At 39.8% G+C, this 20,040-nt stretch carries 20 protein-coding genes; 4 read left to right on the top strand and 16 right to left on the bottom strand.

The window, feature by feature from the left end:
• Positions 1–304 precede the first annotated feature (304 nt).
• The gene (locus tag BY457_RS05995) at positions 305–1,192 is read left to right on the top strand and encodes a patatin-like phospholipase family protein (RefSeq protein ID WP_106152425.1); all 888 of its coding nucleotides are present in this window, start codon (positions 305–307) and stop codon (positions 1,190–1,192) included.
• A 514-nt stretch (positions 1,193–1,706) separates the two neighbouring features.
• Here the strand turns inward: BY457_RS05995 and BY457_RS05985 are convergent.
• Together BY457_RS05985 and BY457_RS05980 are read right to left on the bottom strand one after the other, a co-directional pair.
• Positions 1,707–2,699 (bottom strand): alpha/beta hydrolase, encoded by a 993-nt coding sequence (locus tag BY457_RS05985; RefSeq protein ID WP_106152474.1) that lies wholly within the window; start codon positions 2,697–2,699, stop codon positions 1,707–1,709.
• A 375-nt stretch (positions 2,700–3,074) separates the two neighbouring features.
• Complete coding sequence (locus BY457_RS05980) at positions 3,075–3,560, bottom strand: magnesium-dependent phosphatase-1 (protein WP_106152424.1); 486 nt, start codon at positions 3,558–3,560, stop codon at positions 3,075–3,077.
• A 257-nt stretch (positions 3,561–3,817) separates the two neighbouring features.
• Here BY457_RS05980 and BY457_RS05975 point away from each other — a divergent pair, with 257 nt between their 5' ends.
• The gene (locus tag BY457_RS05975) at positions 3,818–4,477 is read left to right on the top strand and encodes a hypothetical protein (protein WP_106152423.1); all 660 of its coding nucleotides are present in this window, start codon (positions 3,818–3,820) and stop codon (positions 4,475–4,477) included.
• Positions 4,478–4,687: 210 nt separating this feature from the next.
• Here BY457_RS05975 and dcp read toward each other — a convergent pair whose 3' ends face one another.
• The gene (dcp, locus tag BY457_RS05970; RefSeq protein WP_106152422.1) at positions 4,688–6,808 is read right to left on the bottom strand and encodes a peptidyl-dipeptidase Dcp; all 2,121 of its coding nucleotides are present in this window, start codon (positions 6,806–6,808) and stop codon (positions 4,688–4,690) included.
• Between the two features lie 190 nt (positions 6,809–6,998).
• Here dcp and BY457_RS05965 point away from each other — a divergent pair, with 190 nt between their 5' ends.
• Positions 6,999–8,051, top strand: coding sequence for an NAD(P)/FAD-dependent oxidoreductase (locus tag BY457_RS05965; RefSeq protein WP_181256399.1), 1,053 nt, complete (start codon positions 6,999–7,001; stop codon positions 8,049–8,051).
• Positions 8,052–8,132: 81 nt separating this feature from the next.
• On the opposite strand, the gene BY457_RS05960 is transcribed toward BY457_RS05965, so the two are convergent.
• The 4 genes from BY457_RS05960 to BY457_RS05945 form a co-directional block, all read right to left on the bottom strand.
• Positions 8,133–8,411, bottom strand: a complete 279-nt coding sequence (locus BY457_RS05960) for a Txe/YoeB family addiction module toxin (protein WP_106152420.1) — start codon at positions 8,409–8,411, stop codon at positions 8,133–8,135.
• On the bottom strand, positions 8,408–8,659 hold the full coding sequence (locus BY457_RS05955; protein ID WP_106152419.1) for a prevent-host-death protein: 252 nt from the start codon (positions 8,657–8,659) through the stop codon (positions 8,408–8,410). The genes BY457_RS05960 and BY457_RS05955 overlap by 4 nt, the downstream gene beginning before the upstream one ends.
• 116 nt (positions 8,660–8,775) lie before the next feature.
• The gene (locus BY457_RS05950) at positions 8,776–8,949 is read right to left on the bottom strand and encodes a hypothetical protein (RefSeq protein ID WP_258176634.1); all 174 of its coding nucleotides are present in this window, start codon (positions 8,947–8,949) and stop codon (positions 8,776–8,778) included.
• Positions 8,950–9,287: 338 nt separating this feature from the next.
• The gene (locus BY457_RS05945; protein WP_106152418.1) at positions 9,288–9,854 is read right to left on the bottom strand and encodes an REP-associated tyrosine transposase; all 567 of its coding nucleotides are present in this window, start codon (positions 9,852–9,854) and stop codon (positions 9,288–9,290) included.
• A 110-nt stretch (positions 9,855–9,964) separates the two neighbouring features.
• Between BY457_RS05945 and BY457_RS05940 the strand changes: the two genes are divergently transcribed.
• Complete coding sequence (locus BY457_RS05940; protein ID WP_146130957.1) at positions 9,965–10,270, top strand: helix-turn-helix domain-containing protein; 306 nt, start codon at positions 9,965–9,967, stop codon at positions 10,268–10,270.
• A gap of 15 nt (positions 10,271–10,285) precedes the next feature.
• On the opposite strand, the gene BY457_RS05935 is transcribed toward BY457_RS05940, so the two are convergent.
• The 9 genes from BY457_RS05935 to BY457_RS05885 all read right to left on the bottom strand — a co-directional run bounded on the left by BY457_RS05935 (position 10,286) and on the right by BY457_RS05885 (position 19,811).
• Positions 10,286–10,771: a hypothetical protein gene (locus BY457_RS05935; protein ID WP_106152416.1), complete on the bottom strand. Its 486-nt coding sequence runs from the start codon at positions 10,769–10,771 to the stop codon at positions 10,286–10,288.
• A gap of 7 nt (positions 10,772–10,778) precedes the next feature.
• Positions 10,779–12,242 carry a hypothetical protein gene (locus BY457_RS05930; protein ID WP_146130956.1) on the bottom strand — a complete coding sequence of 488 codons (1,464 nt, stop codon included), beginning with the start codon at positions 12,240–12,242 and terminating at the stop codon, positions 10,779–10,781.
• 1,050 nt (positions 12,243–13,292) lie between these two features.
• Positions 13,293–13,589, bottom strand: a complete 297-nt coding sequence (locus BY457_RS05920; protein WP_106152413.1) for a type II toxin-antitoxin system RelE/ParE family toxin — start codon at positions 13,587–13,589, stop codon at positions 13,293–13,295.
• Positions 13,589–13,828, bottom strand: coding sequence for a hypothetical protein (locus BY457_RS05915; protein ID WP_258176633.1), 240 nt, complete (start codon positions 13,826–13,828; stop codon positions 13,589–13,591). Before BY457_RS05915 ends, BY457_RS05920 begins: the two co-directional genes overlap by 1 nt.
• A 54-nt stretch (positions 13,829–13,882) precedes the next feature.
• On the bottom strand, positions 13,883–14,152 hold the full coding sequence (locus tag BY457_RS05910) for an integrase (RefSeq protein WP_258176632.1): 270 nt from the start codon (positions 14,150–14,152) through the stop codon (positions 13,883–13,885).
• 286 nt (positions 14,153–14,438) lie between these two features.
• Complete coding sequence (locus BY457_RS05905; protein ID WP_106152411.1) at positions 14,439–15,005, bottom strand: REP-associated tyrosine transposase; 567 nt, start codon at positions 15,003–15,005, stop codon at positions 14,439–14,441.
• A 402-nt stretch (positions 15,006–15,407) separates the two neighbouring features.
• Positions 15,408–16,004, bottom strand: coding sequence for a hypothetical protein (locus tag BY457_RS05895; protein WP_146130955.1), 597 nt, complete (start codon positions 16,002–16,004; stop codon positions 15,408–15,410).
• A 56-nt stretch (positions 16,005–16,060) separates the two neighbouring features.
• Positions 16,061–18,043 carry a hypothetical protein gene (locus BY457_RS05890; RefSeq protein WP_106152408.1) on the bottom strand — a complete coding sequence of 661 codons (1,983 nt, stop codon included), beginning with the start codon at positions 18,041–18,043 and terminating at the stop codon, positions 16,061–16,063.
• Positions 18,044–18,500: 457 nt separating this feature from the next.
• Positions 18,501–19,811, bottom strand: a complete 1,311-nt coding sequence (locus BY457_RS05885; protein ID WP_106152407.1) for a TolC family protein — start codon at positions 19,809–19,811, stop codon at positions 18,501–18,503.
• Between the last annotated feature and the right edge of the window lie 229 nt (positions 19,812–20,040).

Genomic DNA, 20,040 nt, shown 5'->3' with positions numbered 1-20,040 from the left:
AGTATATATTAAAAAAAGCAATTCCCCTAACCTGGCATAGCCTGAACCAGACAAGAAAAACAAGCACTTCATTATTCTTTAATTTTAGTAAAATGGATTAATTTTGGACAACCGGAGTCTTTATTTACCGGTCTAACAGACAACACTTCGTTATCCCGAAGCTTCGGGATTAAATACCTGTTAGTGAGCAACTTGAACAATGCACAATAATTATCACAACTCCCTGATAATAAAAACTTTGCGCCATTGCGTCTTTGCGTTTAGATTTTTTTTAACGAACTATTGACAGAAATATAACCCTAAAATGATAAAAAACACAGCATTGGTATTAGAAGGCGGAGGATTTCGCGGGATATTTACTGCAGGTATTCTGGAGGTTTTTATGGAAAATGACCTATACTTCGATGCAGTTTACGGAGTTTCGGCAGGAGCCACCTACGCAGCCTCTTACCTATCACAACAACCGGGAAGAAATCTGGAAGTTAATGAGCTAATAAGCGACAAAAGGTATTTGAGTTACCACAATCTTTTGCGGGAGAAATCACTTTTTTCATGGGATTTTATTTTGGAAGAAATTCCTCAAAAAATCATCCCCTTTGATTATAAAACTCTTCAGAATTCTAAAAGCCATTTTTACGTAGGAGCCAGTAATTGCCAGACAGGCGAAGCAGAGTTTTTCCTATTAAACGAAGCAGACAAACAAGAGTTTAAAACCATCCTCTCAGCAAGTTGCTCCCTTCCTCTCATTGCTCCTGTGGTAAAATATAAGGACAAACATCTTTTAGATGGAGGGCTGGCCGATTCTATTCCATTCCGGCACGCATTAAAAAACGGACAAAACAGAGCTGTGGTTATACTCACTCAACCTGAGAACTATCAGAAACAACCACTAAAAAATCGATGGTTGTTTAAGTGGTATTATCGAAAGTACCCAAAAGTAGCTGAGATGCTTTGCCAAAGGGCTGAGAAATATAACGACTCCCTTCGGCAACTTAAACAATTAGAAGAAGATGGAACTGTGTTTGTAATCCGTCCTGAAAAACCTATTGAAATCAAACGAATTGAAAACAATCCGGTAAAAACCAGAAAGATATTTGAAGATGGCGTAAATGCAGCTAAACAAAACCTGCCCCGTCTGAAACAATGGATTAATGCGGGAAGTGAAAACACTATGCCGCGAAAAAAGGCATGACGAAAAGTTTAAGGCTCTGGTTTGAAGTAGCGTTTATTTGATTTGAGATTTATTCGGCCATAGCCCTCGCAATGAAACCAGGTATGGCGGATTCTTTGGCAAGCAAAGCAGCAAAGCTGAGCGCCAATCCGCCATAGGAGACAAAACGGCGGATTGGAATCCGCCGGACCTGATTCGATAATTACCTCTTCAAGAGACATTAATTTGGAGCATTCCCCCTGTCATTAATACATTATTCCCCAAACTTTTTTTTGGTTAGTGCAATGAACAGAAACTAATTAGTTTCTGTCTATAAACAAAGCAAAATTTGGTTCTGGTCATGTGTTTGTCAAGAAAGTGCCAGTTACAATGCCTGCCCCGATTTTTCTTCGGGGCTTGCGAAGTTCGAAAATACGGAGTCCCGAAGTAGCTTTTGTAAGGTTTTTTGAACAAAAAACCAACAAAAAGCACAATCGGGATGAGTACTTTTCGGGCAAGCGTAACGCAGTAAATGGTACTTTATGGACAAACACTTCTAATTAATGTTTTCTTCAAGGAAAGCAACCACCGCCCGGTAAACCCCTTCCACATCTCCTGACCGCAAATCACACCCTATTACATGGTTTCCTGCATCAGGAAAAGCTATTTTTTGCTTCAGGCTATCGGTTGTGCCAAGCTGCCGGTACATATCCAACATGGCTTGAACACTCACAACGGAATCCTGATGAACCTCATCCTGGTAGTAATAGAGAAGCAAAACCGGCTGTGTCACCTGCCTGAAAACGTCTGGAACCATGGTCGTCTCAATCAGTTCCTGCAATTCGGCCACCGCCTCCAGACCATATTCGGGATACCAGTATTTCGGATACCAGTCCTCCTTTTCATCAGAAACCATTTTGTCGCTTCCGGTAATTACCTTAGCCAGCGGCAGTCCCCACCGGTTATTGACAATCCAGGCATTGTTATCGCGCACCCGCACATTGGGCGACAGTAGAATTATTGCTTCCACATCATCGAAAAGCGAAGCCATCTTTAAAGCAAGTGTACCTCCTGTGGAGGTTCCCATCAGGATAATTTTATCTCCCAGTGCTCTGGCAATAGAAAGGCTTTCCAGAGTGCTGTCCCATAATCTCTGCACAGAAAATTGATCCAAATTTACATCATTTGAAAGGCCGTGATCAGCAAGTCGGGTTAACAGAAGATTGCATCCATACTTCCGGGCAATACGCCGATGCACCGGTGCACCCTCTCTCTGACTTGCACCAAATCCGTGCAAATAGACAACAACATATTTCGTGGCACTTTTAAGGCTATCATCTGCCCAGATAATCCTTGCTTCATTTTCCGGTTTAACAAGGTAGTTCGCCTCATGGGTTTTTAAAAGAGTATCAGCCACCATTGAAGACGAAGGTGTTTCGGGCACATCCGTATGGTAATTGGGAGTTTCGGGTTGCGGTCCCATATACCATATCACAAAAAGAATAGGAATCAAAAACCACCAGTACGTTTTTTTTAATGAAATCTTCATAAGACCATTTACTTTAATAGGGGCTTCTGAAAAAGTCAGCAGCCCTATTTTAAATTTATTTTTATTGTTCTTTTTGGCATTGCCCCAAAAAACGAAAAAAGTCTAGTCCGTTTAAACCTATCTGCCCTCGAAAACCAAAATTTCCGGCCATTGCGCAAGGCCTTGAAAGTCGCCCATTTTGGCTTCCCGCAATCCGCCGGCCCGGAAAACGGACAGGCCAGCGCGCCTTTCATATAGTACAAGTTGTTCAGCCTAAATACATTCATTTGAACAATAACATTTTGACTATTAATCACCGCAAGTGTAGACTTTTGAAAAATTTACTTGAAAAACCTTGCACTTTGAATGATGTTATCAACTATAATTAATATATAATTAGGGTTTTAATTGTTTTTCAGCAGGCCCTAAGTAAGACTCAATTATTTGAACGGACACCCCCTTCTGAACAAAAACGGCCCTCACTCCAAGCGAACCAACATCATGAATGTTTCTCATCTCGTCATCGAAAAACACCATCTCAGAAAACGGAATGCCTGTATGTTTCTGAAGATTACGAAAATGAGTGATTTTGCTGCCGGGATAAATCTCCTTGTATGCAAAGAAATGGTCAATTTTGAATAATTTTAAAAGTTGCACAGCCCACGATGGCTCACCAGTTCTAGAGGCGAGTGCCATAGTATATTTATCTGCATATAGCCGGTTCAAAATTTCTGGAACATCGGGATACAAAACTATGCGACTTCCATACGAGTCTTCCACATGATTATTAACCCTTCGGAATGGTGGATTGGTATGGTCGCACCAGGTTCCCCCTGCATTCCAGAGGGTGAAGTCTAAATCAAAGACAAATAGTTTTTGCATTCTCCAAAATTAGAAAAAAAGGTAAAAATAAAATGGTTTCTAAAAGACATAAAATTTAGTAAAACAGAATCAAGCCTTGCTACGCAAGATTTTTTTTTTACACAAAACTCATCACAGAGAAGCACCGAGAATTTTGGGCTTTTTAAAAATCCTTAAACTAAATTTGGAAAGACGAACAATCCTGCTTTTTGGTCAATTAAAGGGCACTTAGTATTTTTACATAAAAATATTCTATTCCTAATTTGAACCCTTTACCCATGAACTCAAAATTTTTATTTCCCTGCACCACAGTCCTAACCATCCTTTATCTTACTCTTTTTTCTTTTCAGAACGTATCGGCTCAGGAAAACTCAACCACAAAATCAAAACTTCCGGAAACCTTTTTGGGAGCTGGTTTTGGAATAAACGATTACGGCATTGGTGTTGGACTGGAACAGGCAGTCAGTAATAACTTTTCAGTTTACGGAACAGGAGGTCTGAGCACCTGGGGACTGCGAGCTACCGGCGGCCTTTCCTGGTACCTTAAAGAAGGTGGCTTTGGTTCTTCAATTAGTATGGGTATTTCTTATTCTTCAGGTATGGAAGAATTGGAAACAACATTGGAAACTTCAGGGTATATTAGTGGATATGGTGAATACGGAGGATACGGATACCAGCCTATTGAAGAAAATGATAAAGAGGTTACGCTGGACCTTTTTGCTTACAGCACCATCAATTTACTATATTCATATAATCTAAAAGTTGGTACCAGATCAAAGTTTGTATTTAGCGGAGGGTTCTCTATCCCACTGGAAGATAATGTTTACCGGGTTAAATCAGGCCATTTGCTCACAAATAACTCGAAGCGTTTTATCAATTTCATGGCTCCCGGTGGAATTATTATTGGAGTAAAATTTATGCTGGGAATTGATAATTAATATTCACAAACATAATTTACAAAAACCATAAGAGAAGAAAATAAGTCAAAAAAAAACCGAAGTGATTCTCAATTCACTCCGGTTTTTTATATCAATAATATCCGATAAGATTCACTTTTCTCAGATACTTTAGGATTGTTGTAAAAGAATCAGAACCAATTTGGGATCTCTGCTTCTGCCTTCTGCCTCTCAACGAACAAACTAAGTTCCTTACAACAGTCCCCGGTGCTTCAACATGGGCTTAATATCAGGTTCGCTTCCCCGGAACTCCAGAAACATCTTATTAAAGTCTTCCGTATTTCCGCGCGAGAGAATCAACTCTCTGAAACGCTGACCGTTTTCGCGGGTCAAACCACCATTTTCCTCAAACCATGCATAAGCATCGTTGTCGAGCATTTCGGCCCACAAATAAGCATAGTAACTGGCAGCGTAACCATGTCCCCAAAGGTGCAGAAAATAGCTAGAACGATAACGAGGCGGAATCTGCTCCAAATTGAGGTTGATGTTATCCAGTGCCTGCTTCTCAAAAGCATCCACATCTTCAATTTTGTGGTCGGGAGAGATGATGTGCCATTGCATATCCAGTCCGGCAGCTGCCAACACCTCGGCAAGGGCATATCCCTGATTAAATTTAGAGGCTTTCACCACCTTATCAACCAACTCCTTTGGCATAGGCTCACCGGTTTCGTAATGCACCGCGTAATTGTTGAATACTTCGGGATACAAAGCCCAGTGTTCATTGATTTGAGATGGTAACTCAACAAAGTCACGAGCCACGTTAGTTCCCGCAAGACTGGGATAAGTCTGATCGGCCAGCAAACCGTGCAGGGCATGTCCAAACTCATGAAACATGGTGGTCACATCATCATAACTGATAAGTGCAGGTTCACCTTCAGCAGGCTTTTTAAAGTTGCAGACATTGTATATCACCGGCTTATGGCCAAGCAATTTTGACTGCCCCACAATTTCACTCATCCAGGCACCACCCGACTTATTGTCGCGTTTATAGAAATCGGTATAAAAAAGTCCGATGGCGCTGCCATCTTCGTTGAACAACTCGAACACCCGCATATCGTCGCTGTAAACAGGAATGTCGTGACGCTCCTCAAAGCGAATACCATACAACTTCGAAGCAGTATAAAACACCCCGTTTTCCAACACGCTGTTCATTTCGAAATAGGGCTTAATTTCACTCTCATCGAGGTCGTATTTCGCTTTCCGCACCATTTCAGAATAGTAATTCCAATCCCATGGCTTCAGCTCAAAATCGCCCCCCTTTTGCTCAATTACCTTCTGAATTTCTTCGGCCTCTTTTTCGGCCTTTGCCACAGTGGCAGGAACCAGTTCAGCCATAAAATTATTGGCCGCCTCGGGTGTTTTCGCCATCTGGTCTTTGAGATTCCACTCAGCATAGTTTTCGAATCCCATCAGCTGGGGCTGTTCGGCACGAATCAGGGCAATCCGCTTAATAATGTCACGAGTGTCGTTCTCATCGCCACGCTGTGCGCGCAAAAGAGAATGCTCAAAAAGCTGTCGGCGGGTCTCACGGTTGTGAAGCGAAGCCAGCATCGGATGTTGAGTGGTATTGTGCAACGGCAGAACATAAACCGTTTTGCCATCCTCCTCCTGTTTCAGAGCATCAATCTCACTATCTGACAAGCCATCCAGCATAGCCCTGTCTTCCACTTTTAGCGCACCTTTCTTAGCGGCCGCCAACAATCGGTTGGCATACTGAGCGCTGAGCAAAGCTTCCTCCTCATTGAGCTTACGCATCTTCTCCTTGGCATCAGAAGACAAATTGGCCCCTGCCAGTTCGAATTTCTCGTAATAAACCTCCACCAGCCGGCGCGATTCAGCATCAAGATTCAGCTCACCCAGCTGATTGTAAACCGCCTTAACGCGTTCAAAAAGTTTGTCATTCAGATAAATGGCATTATTCAGACCGGCCATTTTAGGAGCCATCTCCTCTTCCACTGCCTGTAGTTCGGGGTTGGTGTTGGCCCCTGTCAGCATACCAAATACCCCGTAAACACGGTTCAGCATCTGCCCGCTCTTCTCCAGTGCCACCAAAGTATTTTCAAACGTTGGCTCCTCATCGCTATTGGCAATGGCTTCAATTTCTGCCAGTTTTTCATTAATTCCGGCTTCCAGAGCCGGTTTAAAATCACTGTCTTTAATTGCTCCAAAATCGGGCGCCCCATAGGGCAGTGTACTCTCTTTCATTAACGGATTATTTTTCAAAGCCTCATCTTCCTGATGAGCACTTTTGCCATTGCCACAGGCCGACATAATCGTTGCCAGGGCAATTGCTGTGATAAAATTTCGGTTCATTTGTTTTTTGATTAGATTTTAGGATATCTCTTCATTTCATGCGAAACAATACCATCCCAAAGAATGAAATGCCGCACAAGAACATCACAGCGAAAGTAGGATTTTTTTTTGAGTTGCATGAAGATGACAATGGAACTTCCTTTCAATATCAAAACCATTTACCCCTTTAAATGTTTACTCTTTAAAAAAATTGAAAACACTAATTATAGGGCAAGGACTGGCCGGAACAATATTGGCTTTTAAACTTCTTCAAAAAGGGTACTCCATTACGGTTATCGATGACAACAATCCGCAAAAGGCTTCACTTAAAGCCGGAGGAATGGTTAATCCGATTGTTTTCAGACGAATGACAAAATCCTGGTTGATTGATGATTTGTATCCCGAGTTTTTACAAACAACTCATGAATTAGAAAAATTACTAGGTCAAAAACTCTTCTATCCAACACCGATACAAAGAATTTTAGGCGCCGGCGAAGAACTCTTTTGGACCAGAAAATACACCGAAAACGGATTAGAGAAGTATATTACCCCCCGGATATCTCACAACCCCATTTCGCCATATATTGAAACTCCCAGTGGATATGGAACGGTTCATAAAGGCGGCTGGTATGATATACAGACTTTAATTACGTGTTTCAGGCAATATCTGGAAACAAATGGATTGCTCATTCAGGAAAACATTGATATCAGCAAAGATTTAAAGACAGATGATAACAAGGTTCGCTTCAATAACCAAACATACCAAAAAGTAATACTGTGCCAGGGGAGTTTTAACAACAACCAGCAACCATTTAACCGGGTAAAATACAGACACACAAAAGGTGAAATACTAACCCTTAACAGCCAGGTTTACAACCACAAAAAAATCATCACCAAGAATCTCTTTATTTTGCCCATACATAACCAGAAATATAAAGTAGGTTCAACTTATGCATGGGAATACACCGATACGAAAATCACACCCCAGGCTAGAAATGAAATCATACAGAAACTTGAGAAAATTAGTCATTTCCCCTATTCAATCATTCATCAGGAAGCCGGAATTCGTCCCACCACACATGACAGGCGCCAGGTTATTGGATTTCTTAAAAACCAGCCAACCATTGGAATATTGAACGGTCTTGGCTCTAAAGGCTTGCTCCTTGCTCCCTGGTCAGCCAATCAACTGATACAAAAAATGGAGCACAACAACTTTCAGATTCACCCGGAAGTTGATGTGGAAAGATATTACAAGGGGGATTAGGAGTTACAGTTTTGGTGAGTTTTTTTTGCTGACTGACGAGGACGAACACCGCTTTACCGGCTTCTGCGGTGGGGATAATTGTTACTTATCACCGTAATGTCCCCAAAGGCCTAGAACATGAACAGTTACGATGTCTTCGTTTATAGAGTAAACAAGTCGGTGCTTATGATTTATTCTACGAGAGAACTTCCCGGAGAGACCGTATTTCATTAGTTCAACCCGTCCGGTTCCATCAGTAGGATTTTCTTTAAGTTCTTCAAGTAGTTTAGCTATCTTTTTCAATACTGCTTTATCACCAGCTTTCTTGTGTTTTTCGATGTCTGCTAAAGCTATTTTAGTAAATTTTAGAACATAACTCATAAGCCAAGCAAGTCGTTTATTTCTTCAGAACTTGTAATTGTTTTCACTTCGCCATTTCTTGCTTGCTCTGCACTGAGTTTTATTTTTTTGACCATTTCAGCATTAAAGTAAACATCGTCCTCATTTATAGGAGTTAAAGCATACGATTTATCTTTTCCTCGTTGAACAATGATTTGTTCTCCTTTATCAGCCTTCTCAAAGTAAAACCTCTGATTTTGCCTAAATTCTCTACTACTGATTACTAACATATCTTTAAATTTTAGCGTGTACCAACATGGTACAAAGTTACTAAAGTTTACGTTCACTTACTTCATTTTGTTTTATTTAAGTGGATGATATTTCTCCAATTCCTTCGGCAAATCTTCTAAATTATCAGTTCTGTGCCTTCGATACTGCTAACGCAATTGTGCCCCACCATGTATTGCACTTCCCGAAGGTTGTAATGTTGTAGCCAACCGGTGATTACCGAAGTCCGTATTTGTGACTTATTTCTTAATCCTGGTTCGTAGCGGTTTATCATCTTTTTAATTCTCGACATTCCACGTATCAACCCTTTTGATGGAACAGGTAATTTCCTTCAATTTCTTCATTTAAAGACTTTCTTTCTGTTAAAAGATATTCGTGCAGGGGCAGTATTTGAAAGGATCTCAGGTCTAATATCCTTTTGTTGGTTCGTTTGGTAGATGGGACATAAATTTTCCCCCCGCTCGGCGAATTTTCTTTACAAACAAAGCGGAAGAGTCGAGCGGTGACTTCGTCGTTTCCCTACTGTAGTCTTCAGACTACGTTTTAAACAGTCTTTGCAGGCAAACTCAAGAGATCTACCCCAGCTAAGCGAAGTCTGTGACTTCGCTTAACCTAATTGGTAGTTTTTAACTACCGAACAACTATAACTGGTAACACCAATGGCTCGATATCCAAAATTGCTGACAAAGATGCATAATTTCTGGAACTGGAATACAAATAATCTTCTGGGTCCTGAACAACCATAGCCCTTACTGGATTATTATGAATATATTGAATTTTCTCGGCTATAAAATCAGGGCTATAAAGATAAACAGCATGGTTCTCATGTGTCCACACTTGATATTGTGTATTACGTTTATGTTTTTGAGCTGCATACTGAAAACAGTTGAGCAACCATTCTCGTCTACTTTCTGCATTTGACAGAATAGCATCAATTATCCGCTTGGAGGTATATTTTTTAATGTCTCGAATAGTGTTACTTAATTGTCCTGTACTGCTTTGCATAATCAAATGAACATGATTAATCATTATCACGTATGCAAAAACCTGTAACCCCTTGTTTTCAATAGCATACTTCAAACTATCTATAACAATATCCCTGTATACAGGACGAGTAAATATATCGGCCCATTCTACGACTTGAAATGTTAGAAAGCATAATCCTTCCTGATCTTTGATTTGATAACCTGTGCTCATTTTGGAAACATTTTACCTTTAAAGATAGAGATTATTGGCTGTCTAAAGTTAAAGATCAATCGCAACATCATCTGTTGTAGTTAAAAACTACAGCGGATTGAGCGACGAAGTTGCAAACTTCGCCGAGCGGGAGTGCTGCCATGTATAGCCGCATTGAAACTGGTAAGACCGAGCCTTCATTGAGCACGTTGGAAAAAATTTCCAAAGCACTTGGGGTTAAACTTTCCGAGCTATTTGAAACGGACGATAATTTAACGGATGTAAATTCTTACGATGCTTCACTTATGGAAAAAATTAAACTCATTGAAGCGCTGAACGAGGAAGAAAAGAAAACCATTTTTAATATCTTGGATGCCTTCATCGGCAAGAAAAAATTAAAGGACGCTCTCTCGAACGTCCTGCATGATGTAAAGTAAAATAATGCGACCACTTTAAGCTTTCTTTTTACCAAACAAATCCTCAGGGGATTTGATAATGTAAAATATGCAGAGTATTATTAACCCAACACCTATTACACTTAACCCTATATATAAATCCGTAGTTTTGTCGTAAGGGATTATTAATTGCCCGTTTAATTTAACTTGCTCAATTTGATTTTCATTTTTAAAATCTTCTGTCCATATTTCAATGCTGTCTCCTACAATCACAACAGAATCAAGAATCTCTCTATATTTCTTAATACTCGTAACAAAAGGGGACTTAATCCCTTTAACATAGATTAAGAAGGTCTCTACATCACATTCACAAGATTCAAAATACATTAACCTCTTTTTATGTTTTTCCACTATCCCTTCTGTGTAAGGTAGGTGTTCAATACTTCTATTAAGTCCTTTTATGCCCCAATAAAAAAACGCTAAGCCCAAAGGCAATAGAATAAATAAAGTTCGTATATATCGGGTTTTATCAAAAATGCTCATATATTATCTATCGAATAGAGGTGTTTATAATAGTTATTAAATCATCATATTCTTCGCCCATCAATTCTTGCAATTTCATTTTTTCTTCTTCACTCAAATTATCCCAAGCCATAGTCAAGGTAACAAACAAAGAAAATTTAAGGTGTAGAACATTATCGGTTACATCAACAGCTGTTAAAACATTACCGATTGAATTCCAGACTGCTAAAAATTCTTGGCCTCTTGTATTTTCCTGCAAAAATGCAACTGCTTCATCATTAAACTGAAAATATAATTTCCCACTCGCATGGACTATCCCGGCAAGGGCAACGGCAGCTTTCCAAGTTTTTTGTGCTGCAGCTATTTCACCTACACCAAAACAAAACGATAACGCATAAATGGAAACATTGACCGCCTTTGCCATCTCAATACGATTATATTCATGTACCATCCAATTAAAATAAAAGGCAGGCATAGGAAAAATCTGCCCTTCTACTCCGATAAAATCTACTTTGGTTTTAAAATCAACACCTACGACAGAAAAAGCAGGGATGCCAATGGGTATTTCATACTCCACCTTTTCCCTTTCATTGCCATTATTTTTTAAATATTCGATATCGGCACTGAATTCGATTTGGTGGGCAGGGTTTAAAGAGGTATTGTAGTAGACGTTGAAATCTGTCGCTTTATACCATTTAAATAAATGGTTCTGCGTTACCTGGCCCTTAATGTTCTCCTTTAATATGTTTTTATAAAAAAGCAAAGTAAACGCCCGAACCAGGCTTGTGTACCTATCTTTGTTTGCCCATTCGCTTTTCTGATATAAGGCCTTAGAAATGTTTGGTTTTGAATTCAAAGAAGAAAACAGTTTCAGAACAGAATTACCAACTTTAGGCAATGAGTTGATTAATTCAAGTATATGTCCAAGGTTCGCTTCGCAATCACTGGCCAGCTTTTCTATATAATCTGCTCTTCGCTCTAAAGACAACCTGCTGTAATAGCAAGAAGGTAGTTTCTTAAATTGGGTACCAACACTGCTCATGCCATCCATCTTCAAACATAGAGCTTCTATTTTAGATTCAAACCCGGTGGCATCAACAGCTAGATACTGTTGAAACTTTTCTGCCAGTTCCGGAGAATCATACTTATTGCCATTCCTTACTTCAAAATGTATTTGATCTCCAGGTTTCCCGATATAAACCTTATGGCCTTGTACAGTAATATTACTGATGTCTATTGTACTAATATCATCATAGTCCATTTTTAGCATCGTATTGCCGTAAGGTTCGTTATCAAGCAATCGGGGATTATTCCATGTTAATGTTGATTGACGTATTTGGGCATCAAGGTTATTTATATTGAGTGAATTTTTGCCATTATACCTAGCACATCTTATTCCTTCTACCAACGATGTCCAATCTGCAGAACCATACGCCCCCTCTTCCTCACTCTCCGCATGCGCTAACAACACATTTTCCGGATTATGAATCAAGTCCCATTGAGGTTATCATCAGCACGTTAAAAACCGGTAACCATCAGCTCCACTACATGGCCTTTTAAGCCTTATTTCAAAGAACGTTACATCTAATGCTCTGCAAGATAGAAAATTTCCGGTACTTACTTTTTCTTCAATTGAAGTTTTTCATTTGAAGAGTTTTTCAATTGAAAAAAAAGTTCAAGGGTGAAGTGGTATCCGGATTTGAGCGGAACCAGGCATTTACAACTCGTAGGCAACTTCTTAAGCCTGGCGCTGGCAGGTCAAGGCTTTTGGAAAAAATACTACCTGAGGAACGACGGGTGGAGATTTTTTTTCAAAACCAGAAGGGCTTGGCCTTGCGTGGGTATGGCCGGGGGGCTTTAACTTGGCCGAAGTGGTTTAAATGGCGGTTTTTTTTATGAGATGGGGTGTTATTGTTAATATGGGTTTTCTGTTTTTTTCCTTTTCTGGTTACAACCTGCTGATAATATGGAACTGTGCGGGGTAAAACAGCCTTGAGCTAGCGTTGGGATAGTGGCTGCAAAAAGCGGAGAGAGATACGAGCGGAGCGGTTTGCAGACGCTGGGTGCGCGAGCCGACTGCGAGTATGACCGAGGCCTGACGGTGAGAGCTGACGAAGAATGAGGAAGCGAAGCCGGCAGTGGCGTTTACGCTGAGGCTTTGGCGTGGTTGTTGATTTTCGGGGTGGCTTTGTGGGGCGGTCAATAACCATGACAAAGGCGAACCGAGGGAGTTAGCAGGCGAGCCAAACACAGCAGCGGTTGGATGCGTGGCGGCTTGGGCCAAGGCGTAGAGAGGAACGAACGAAGCTTTGGAACAAGTGGCCTAAGCAGACAAAGGAGCTGCAGTGAGGAAGAGGAAGGAAGGCAAAAAACATGACAGACTACGAGGAACGAGTACCCGGAGGGCGGCCGGCGCTTGTTTTTACCTTATAGAACTTTCTTTTTAAAAACAAGTGCCGGACGGTTTGGCGTGTTTTTTTGCTGACTGACGATGACGAACACCGCTTTACCGGCTTGTGTGGTGGGTTTTATCCTGTTTAATTTACTTATTTTTTAATACATCTGGTGATTGGCTTGTACATACTACACCCATTATGGATATAGTATGTTTTTGCTCACGGTATAATACTTTATAAAATGTCCGGACAATGATTCTACGATACTTGGGGTTTATGTCATCGACTTGGTATTGCTTTGCATAAAAAATAGTTTTAGGGCTTTTCAAAATATCTGACCTTACATTTTTTGCCCCTTGTACTGATTTCTTTTTCCAGTATTCATAAATATCCTTTAAATCCTGTTTTGCCTGGAATGACCAGATAATTTTATAGTTGCCCATTACCAGTTCTCTATTTCTTTTTCAAGGTCTTCTTGCGTAATATAACTCCCTGATTCTATTTGCTTTTCTGCAACAAGTAAGCGTTCGTTATATTGTTGTCTTGTAAGTGGATTGCCATCGGTTGTATAGCCAACTATCATTTCTTCATCAAGGATATTGCTTATTTTATCCAGTAATGATGTTTTTGACACATTCATTATCTTTTGCATCAAGTTAATCTTAGTCGTTTGTAAATCCATAATTTCCATATTTTTACCTCCTACAAATATAACGATTTTCACCTGGTTTTAGTTCTATTTTAAAGGATGATATTTCTCCAGTTCTTTTTGTAAATCCTCCAGAGTGTCCATTCTATAGCGCTCAGTGCTGCTTACGTATTTGTGCCCCGCCATGTATTGCACTCCCCGAAGGTTGTAATGTTGTAGCCAACCGGTGATTACCGAAGTCCGTATTTGTGACTTATTTCTTAATCCTGGTTCGTAGCGGTTTATCATCTTTTTAATTCTCGACATTCCACGTATCAACCTTTTGATGGAACAGGTAATTTCCTTCAATTTCTTCATTTAAAGACTTTCTTTCTGTTAAAAGATATTCGTGCAGGGGCAGTATTTGAAAGGATCTCAGGTCTAATATCCTTTTGTTGGTTCGTTTGGTAGATGGGACATAAATTTTCCCCCCGCTCGGCGAATTTTCTTTACAAACAAAGCGGAAGAGTCGAGCGGTGACTTCGTCGTTTCCCTACTGTAGTCTTCAGACTACGTTTTAAACAGTCTTTGCAGGCAAACTCAAGAGATCTACCCCAGCTAAGCGAAGTCTGTGACTTCGCTTAACCTAATTGGTAGTTTTTAACTACCGAACAACTATAACTGGTAACACCAATGGCTCGATATCCAAAATTGCTGACAAAGATGCATAATTTCTGGAACTGGAATACAAATAATCTTCTGGGTCCTGAACAACCATAGCCCTTACTGGATTATTATGAATATATTGAATTTTCTCGGCTATAAAATCAGGGCTATAAAGATAAACAGCATGGTTCTCATGTGTCCACACTTGATATTGTGTATTACGTTTATGTTTTTGAGCTGCATACTGAAAACAGTTGAGCAACCATTCTCGTCTACTTTCTGCATTTGACAGAATAGCATCAATTATCTGCTTGGAGGTATATTTTTTAATGGCTCGAATAGTGTTACTTAATTGTCCTGTACTGCTTTGCATAATCAAATGAACATGATTACTCATTATCACGTATGCAAAAACCTGTAACCCCTTGTTTTCAATAGCATACTTCAAACTATCTATAACAATATCCCTGTATACAGGACGAGTAAATATATCGACCCATTCTACGACTTGAAATGTTAGAAAGTATAATCCTTCCTGATCTTTGATTTGATAACCTGTGCTCATTTTGGAAACATTTTACCTTTAAAGATAGAGATTATTGGCTGTCTAAAGTTAAAGATCAATCGCAACATCATCTGTTGTAGTTAAAAACTACAGCGGATTGAGCGACGAAGTTGCAAACTTCGCCGAGCGGGGTTTCTCTTGATTTTCTGGTAGGCGAAGGCATGAACGCACAGTTCGACAAGAAAACAGTAAATCGCTTACAAGAGATACAAAACATGGCTCCTGATATCAAGAGCCATCTATTTGCTATTATTGATTCTGTTATTCGTGATTATAAAACTCAGCAGTCGTATAAAACTATTTGATTAATACAGTCCGTTATTTCGAAAGAAGATCAGGAACGTATTTTCTCGGTTATCGATGCATTTATTGCTAAAAGCAAGATTCAGTCGATTCTTTGAACTACCAAAGTTTAATGCCTAAAAAATATTTATGGGTAAAATCCTCTAAATCCAACATAAAAACATAATAGCGAGCTCCACTATATTCAATGTCTTCAATTTTCAAGTAGGCAGAAAACAGAAATAAGGTTTCATCATACTGACATACATTGTAAATTGAAGAAGACCCTCTTGTGGTAGGCAAAGCCATAGAATATTTCTTACCATCTAAAGTATATTCTAGTCTATGCTCTCTTTTGGGACGTTGTCTTGATAGAAGTTTCAATGATTCAATTGGCCTTGTAATATAGTTTAATTCTGTAACTCTTGACTTATCAGAATAAATAACTTTATATTTCCATGTTTCCCAGACATATGCTTTTGTGCTATCTTCTCGCTTTATGTAAATGTTAAAAGGAATGGAATCATAAGGTATAGTGTCAATGACAATTCCATTTCTATTTATAATTTCACATTTTTTTGAATAAAGTGATTTTGCAAAAATAAGACTATCTTTTACTTGAATTTGGTATTCGTGTTTATGGGTAGGATAGCGGTTTTTAAGTGCCTCATTATTATAATATACCCATTCAGAATCACGAGGAAGTTCTACACTCACTTTTGTGCATGAAAATAAAACTATTGAACAACCGATAATTAGTACAATCCTTTTTATCACTTCAATTTTTCTTTTAATATTTCGTAAATATGCTTATATGCAGCACCTCTAGCGTATTGGAAATAGTTATACAGTGCTGATTTATCAGGTTTATTTCCTCCTTCTGTACTTTCAGAAGAATCAAGAGCCATATCATCATGGTATGGGGTTGGCAATTTTTCTCTTTCAGACTCATCTTTAAGCATTAAGCCTAAATCCCATGTTCCGGTAAACATTTTATTTTTATAATAATTCCAAAATGCATTCCAATCTAAATTCCATTCATTGGAAGCACCTGTAACTACATCAACATAAGTGGGGATATCTTCTGGTTTTAATGTTCTAATATCAGTACCAGGTTGCTCCATCCACCAATCAATATATTCAGTTATAAAATTTGAATGAGCATAAAAATCTGCTACATTATGTAATACTAAACCTAAATCAATAGCCCCATTTTCCTCAAGACTTTTTATATCATCAAGCTTCTGATCAAGCTTAGCCCATTCATTAATTACTGCTCCACCATCAATCTTATTATCAAAATGTATTTCTATACGTTCCGATTCACAGGTTAAAGGAAAATTAACCGGAACATCATTTAAGGACATTACCAATTCAACTGAGTTTACCAGTGATGCATTTACATCAAATGTAATCTCAAAGAGTTCTTTTTGGGTTTCCTTATTTACATACTTTATTCCCAATGAATTTTGCGTAGAAACATTTACATCTGTACTCATCCATTCCGGGATTAAATCTATTCCCTGACCATTTAAAGACAATGATTTTATTGAGTCATAAACTGTCACATAATCTTGCATCTGAAATAAAAGGTTAAAGCATAAATCAGGGTCTTCCAACAATGTCAAATTCTTTAGCTCCATCTTAAATTTATTGTTAGGAGTAATTACCAGCTTATCAAACTTGACGTTACTTGAATAAATCGCTTTTCCATATTCTGCAATTAATTCAGCGCTTTGTTTCATTTCTTTACCATATTGCCAACTGCGCCTGAAGGCATTTCGCATATTGGGAAATTCTATAGATGTAGACCAAAACTCCATCCATTGCTCTTTCACAACATTCATCGGGCTGTTGTATATCCTGTATAAATCATCCAGTTTTGAGTTGAGATAGGTAGAAAAGCCTTCTGTTAATTCGGCATTACTCATTTCTCTATTTATATCGCAAAGGATACTTCCTCCATCAGCCAAAAGCCCGGTCGACACGAGCAGTTTAAAGTTTCTTTCGTTTAAAACTAAACTGCCATCAATTTTAGTTATAGCCTCAGCAATAAGATTTTGATGTGTCATTATTTCAAACGCCCCCTCTTCCTCACTCTCCGCATGCGCTAACAACACATTTTCCGGATTATGGATAAGGTCCCATTGGTACTTCCACAGCCCAGTACCTTGTTCGGGAACTCCGTAATCCATCAGGTTATCGGTGGAGCCCCGGGGTAGCTGATAGGTACTTTTAGGGCTAAAGGGATGGCGTAGGTTAAAGGCACCGTGGGCAAGCTCGTGAGCCAGAATTTCATAATTTGTCCGGTAATCTTCTCCAAAGTTAAAAATAAATCCGTGATCTCCTGCCACAGGCATAAAACCAGCTTTGTCGGGGTTGGGATGATTGATAAAGAAAAGATACAGCGTGTTTTTATCATTCCCATAAGTACGTTTGTAATACTTGCAAATTCGCCTCATTACGGAGGTATAGCTGCTTACCATATCCACATTTCCGGTCAGGAAATCATCATAATTGAGATTGGGTAACTCATCTTCTGTAATTGTTTCGCCAATCGAAACATGCCAATTTACCACTGCAGATGAGTAGAACCGGTTTAGCTCCTCCTCCACTGTCTGCGCATTGCTGGGACAAGTGGCATCATGAACTTTTATCAGTTTCACATAGCAATCTTCCCTTCCATAAGTTGCCAGTCCTAGAGCGCCCACTTCGGTAAGTACCTTATATATCAATGGAAAAAGAAAAATTATCACATTTCGGACAATTTTGTCTTGATTTTACAAAAAATTGTGCTTTACTTTGCAATATATCAAATCAAAGGAATAGGAAATATGGGACAAGTACACGAACCAAGCAACTCACAAGGTTACTCTTATGCCGGAAATGCACAAGGGCATCAATGTAAATGTGGTGGCAATTGCGGCTGCAAAACGGATGGTGCTCACGAATGCAGTTGCGGCGGAGAATGTGACTGCAAGTAAACGCTTTCTATCTTTGGGTTTTTGAAGGAAGTGAAGTTGCCTGAAGAGAAGCCCCGGCAGGAAAAGTCCTGGCGGGGCTTTTGCTATTATGTGGCCCCCTAAATCCCCCCAAAGGGGACTTTTGGAAGTTTTTTGTTTCGGTTCTTGGTTTTGTGATTCGAGTTTGGAATTAGTGTCTGGTTAAAAGGTTGAGATTGCTTCGCTTTGCTCCATGCTCCATGCCCTGTGCTCACTCATACTCCTCTACGATGCCTCCGGTGATTCGCACCAAATCGGTATGCGTATCCACCAAATTGAGAACAGAGCGGTAGTAATTTATTGAAGTCTGCAGATAACCCAGCTGAACGTCGCGGTAATTAAATGAATTAATTGCTCCGGCACGGAATTTCTCTTCGGATAACTGCATATTAACGCGGGCTGTTTCCATATTTTCTTTTCCTACCTCAACCAGTTCTCTTCGCACCTGGTAGGTATCATAAAGATTAAGCAACCTGTTTTTCAAACGGTGCTTCATCTCTTCAAGGTTGGTCTGACCAATGGCCTCTTCCATTCGGGCAATTTGTATATTCCGGTTGATACGGTCGCCATCAAAGAGGGTAAAGCTCAGGGAGAAATTAGCAAAATAAGAGAAATAACCATCAGAAAACCCCGGGGTTGCGCTATTACTGTTAAGTGACTCAGGATGAACATTATGTCCGGCACCTGCATTTGCGTTTAACGATGGATACCGGGCTCGTTGCTCCAGTACCCGCTGTTTTTCCAAAAGTGCAAGATTCAGAAATTGATTCTGAATACTTCGGTTACTGTTGTCCAACTGTGCAAGCAACTCATCAAGTGCATATTCACCTCCATCAAAATCCATTTCTCCGTCCAGCTTTAGCGATACGCCTTCATCCATTCCTGCAAGATATTTCAGCTCACGGATGGTACTGATAACAGCCACCTCCTGCTCGAGATAAGCAGATTTATCAGTCAAATAGGCTGTACGTGCTTGTAATATCTCATAACTGGTAGCTGCTCCCAGATCCCGACGATCTTCCATATAGCCAAGTCGGTCTTCAGACAACTGCATCACCTCTTTCAACAGCTCCAATTGCTCTTTGGCCATCAGGGCACGATACCAGGCCATCACAACAGCCTGAATGGTATTTTCCACCACTAAAGCCAGGTTCCCCCCCGACAACTGCTCCAAAGTTTCCAACCGGTCTTTCCTGATGTGGGCTGAAAAACCTTTAAACAACACCCAATTGAGACGCACTCCATTTTGCAAACTTCCACTCTGGTTATCAGCGTCATAACGATCGTTAAAACTATTATTCAGACTGCTCTCCCACATCAAAGAAGGCAACATACCTGCGTTTCCGATGGTGTTGTTCAATTCTGAGATTTCAAGATCAGTGCGACCAACCCTGATATCGTAATTATTTTCGAGAGATTCAGAAATCAGTTGATCCAGTGTATAGGTGCTACTATCTTCCTGTGCCATTGCAGGCAAAGCAAAAAGCACTGTTATTATCAAATATGTGATGGTTTGTTTCACAGCTTTTCTGTTTTATATGTTCGCTTTTTGACAGATTTTTGAATCTGTCTGTTTGTCGTTAATTTCAGCCTGTGTTAATTCAGCTTCGCTATTTTTGTCACGATTAATCTGCACCTGTTTTTAATGATGCAGATCGGAGCTCAGTTTAGCTGGTTTGCCTTCCAGTAATTCGCACCTCCTGAAAATCCGCGCCTTCTTTAAATGGTGCGGAAAGGCCCTCAGCTTCGCT

This window comes from Marinilabilia salmonicolor (assembly GCF_003003035.1).
Taxonomy (GTDB): domain Bacteria; phylum Bacteroidota; class Bacteroidia; order Bacteroidales; family Marinilabiliaceae; genus Marinilabilia; species Marinilabilia salmonicolor_A.
Note: the sequence above shows the minus strand (reverse complement) of the source record. Positions and strands in the feature narration are given on the sequence as shown.

Coding starts and splice junctions, on each gene's coding strand:
- BY457_RS05960 (WP_106152420.1), bottom strand. CDS start 8,411: ATGAGTTATGTTCTAAAATTTACTAAAATAGCTTTAGCAGACATCGAA.
- BY457_RS05985 (WP_106152474.1), bottom strand. CDS start 2,699: ATGAAGATTTCATTAAAAAAAACGTACTGGTGGTTTTTGATTCCTATT.
- dcp (WP_106152422.1), bottom strand. CDS start 6,808: ATGAACCGAAATTTTATCACAGCAATTGCCCTGGCAACGATTATGTCG.
- BY457_RS05980 (WP_106152424.1), bottom strand. CDS start 3,560: ATGCAAAAACTATTTGTCTTTGATTTAGACTTCACCCTCTGGAATGCA.
- BY457_RS05945 (WP_106152418.1), bottom strand. CDS start 9,854: ATGAGCACAGGTTATCAAATCAAAGATCAGGAAGGATTATGCTTTCTA.
- BY457_RS05975 (WP_106152423.1), top strand. CDS start 3,818: ATGAACTCAAAATTTTTATTTCCCTGCACCACAGTCCTAACCATCCTT.
- BY457_RS05995 (WP_106152425.1), top strand. CDS start 305: ATGATAAAAAACACAGCATTGGTATTAGAAGGCGGAGGATTTCGCGGG.
- BY457_RS05910 (WP_258176632.1), bottom strand. CDS start 14,152: ATGAAGAAATTGAAGGAAATTACCTGTTCCATCAAAAGGTTGATACGT.
- BY457_RS05955 (WP_106152419.1), bottom strand. CDS start 8,659: ATGTTAGTAATCAGTAGTAGAGAATTTAGGCAAAATCAGAGGTTTTAC.
- BY457_RS05915 (WP_258176633.1), bottom strand. CDS start 13,828: ATGGATTTACAAACGACTAAGATTAACTTGATGCAAAAGATAATGAAT.
- BY457_RS05950 (WP_258176634.1), bottom strand. CDS start 8,949: ATGTCGAGAATTAAAAAGATGATAAACCGCTACGAACCAGGATTAAGA.
- BY457_RS05905 (WP_106152411.1), bottom strand. CDS start 15,005: ATGAGCACAGGTTATCAAATCAAAGATCAGGAAGGATTATACTTTCTA.
- BY457_RS05920 (WP_106152413.1), bottom strand. CDS start 13,589: ATGGGCAACTATAAAATTATCTGGTCATTCCAGGCAAAACAGGATTTA.
- BY457_RS05935 (WP_106152416.1), bottom strand. CDS start 10,771: ATGAGCATTTTTGATAAAACCCGATATATACGAACTTTATTTATTCTA.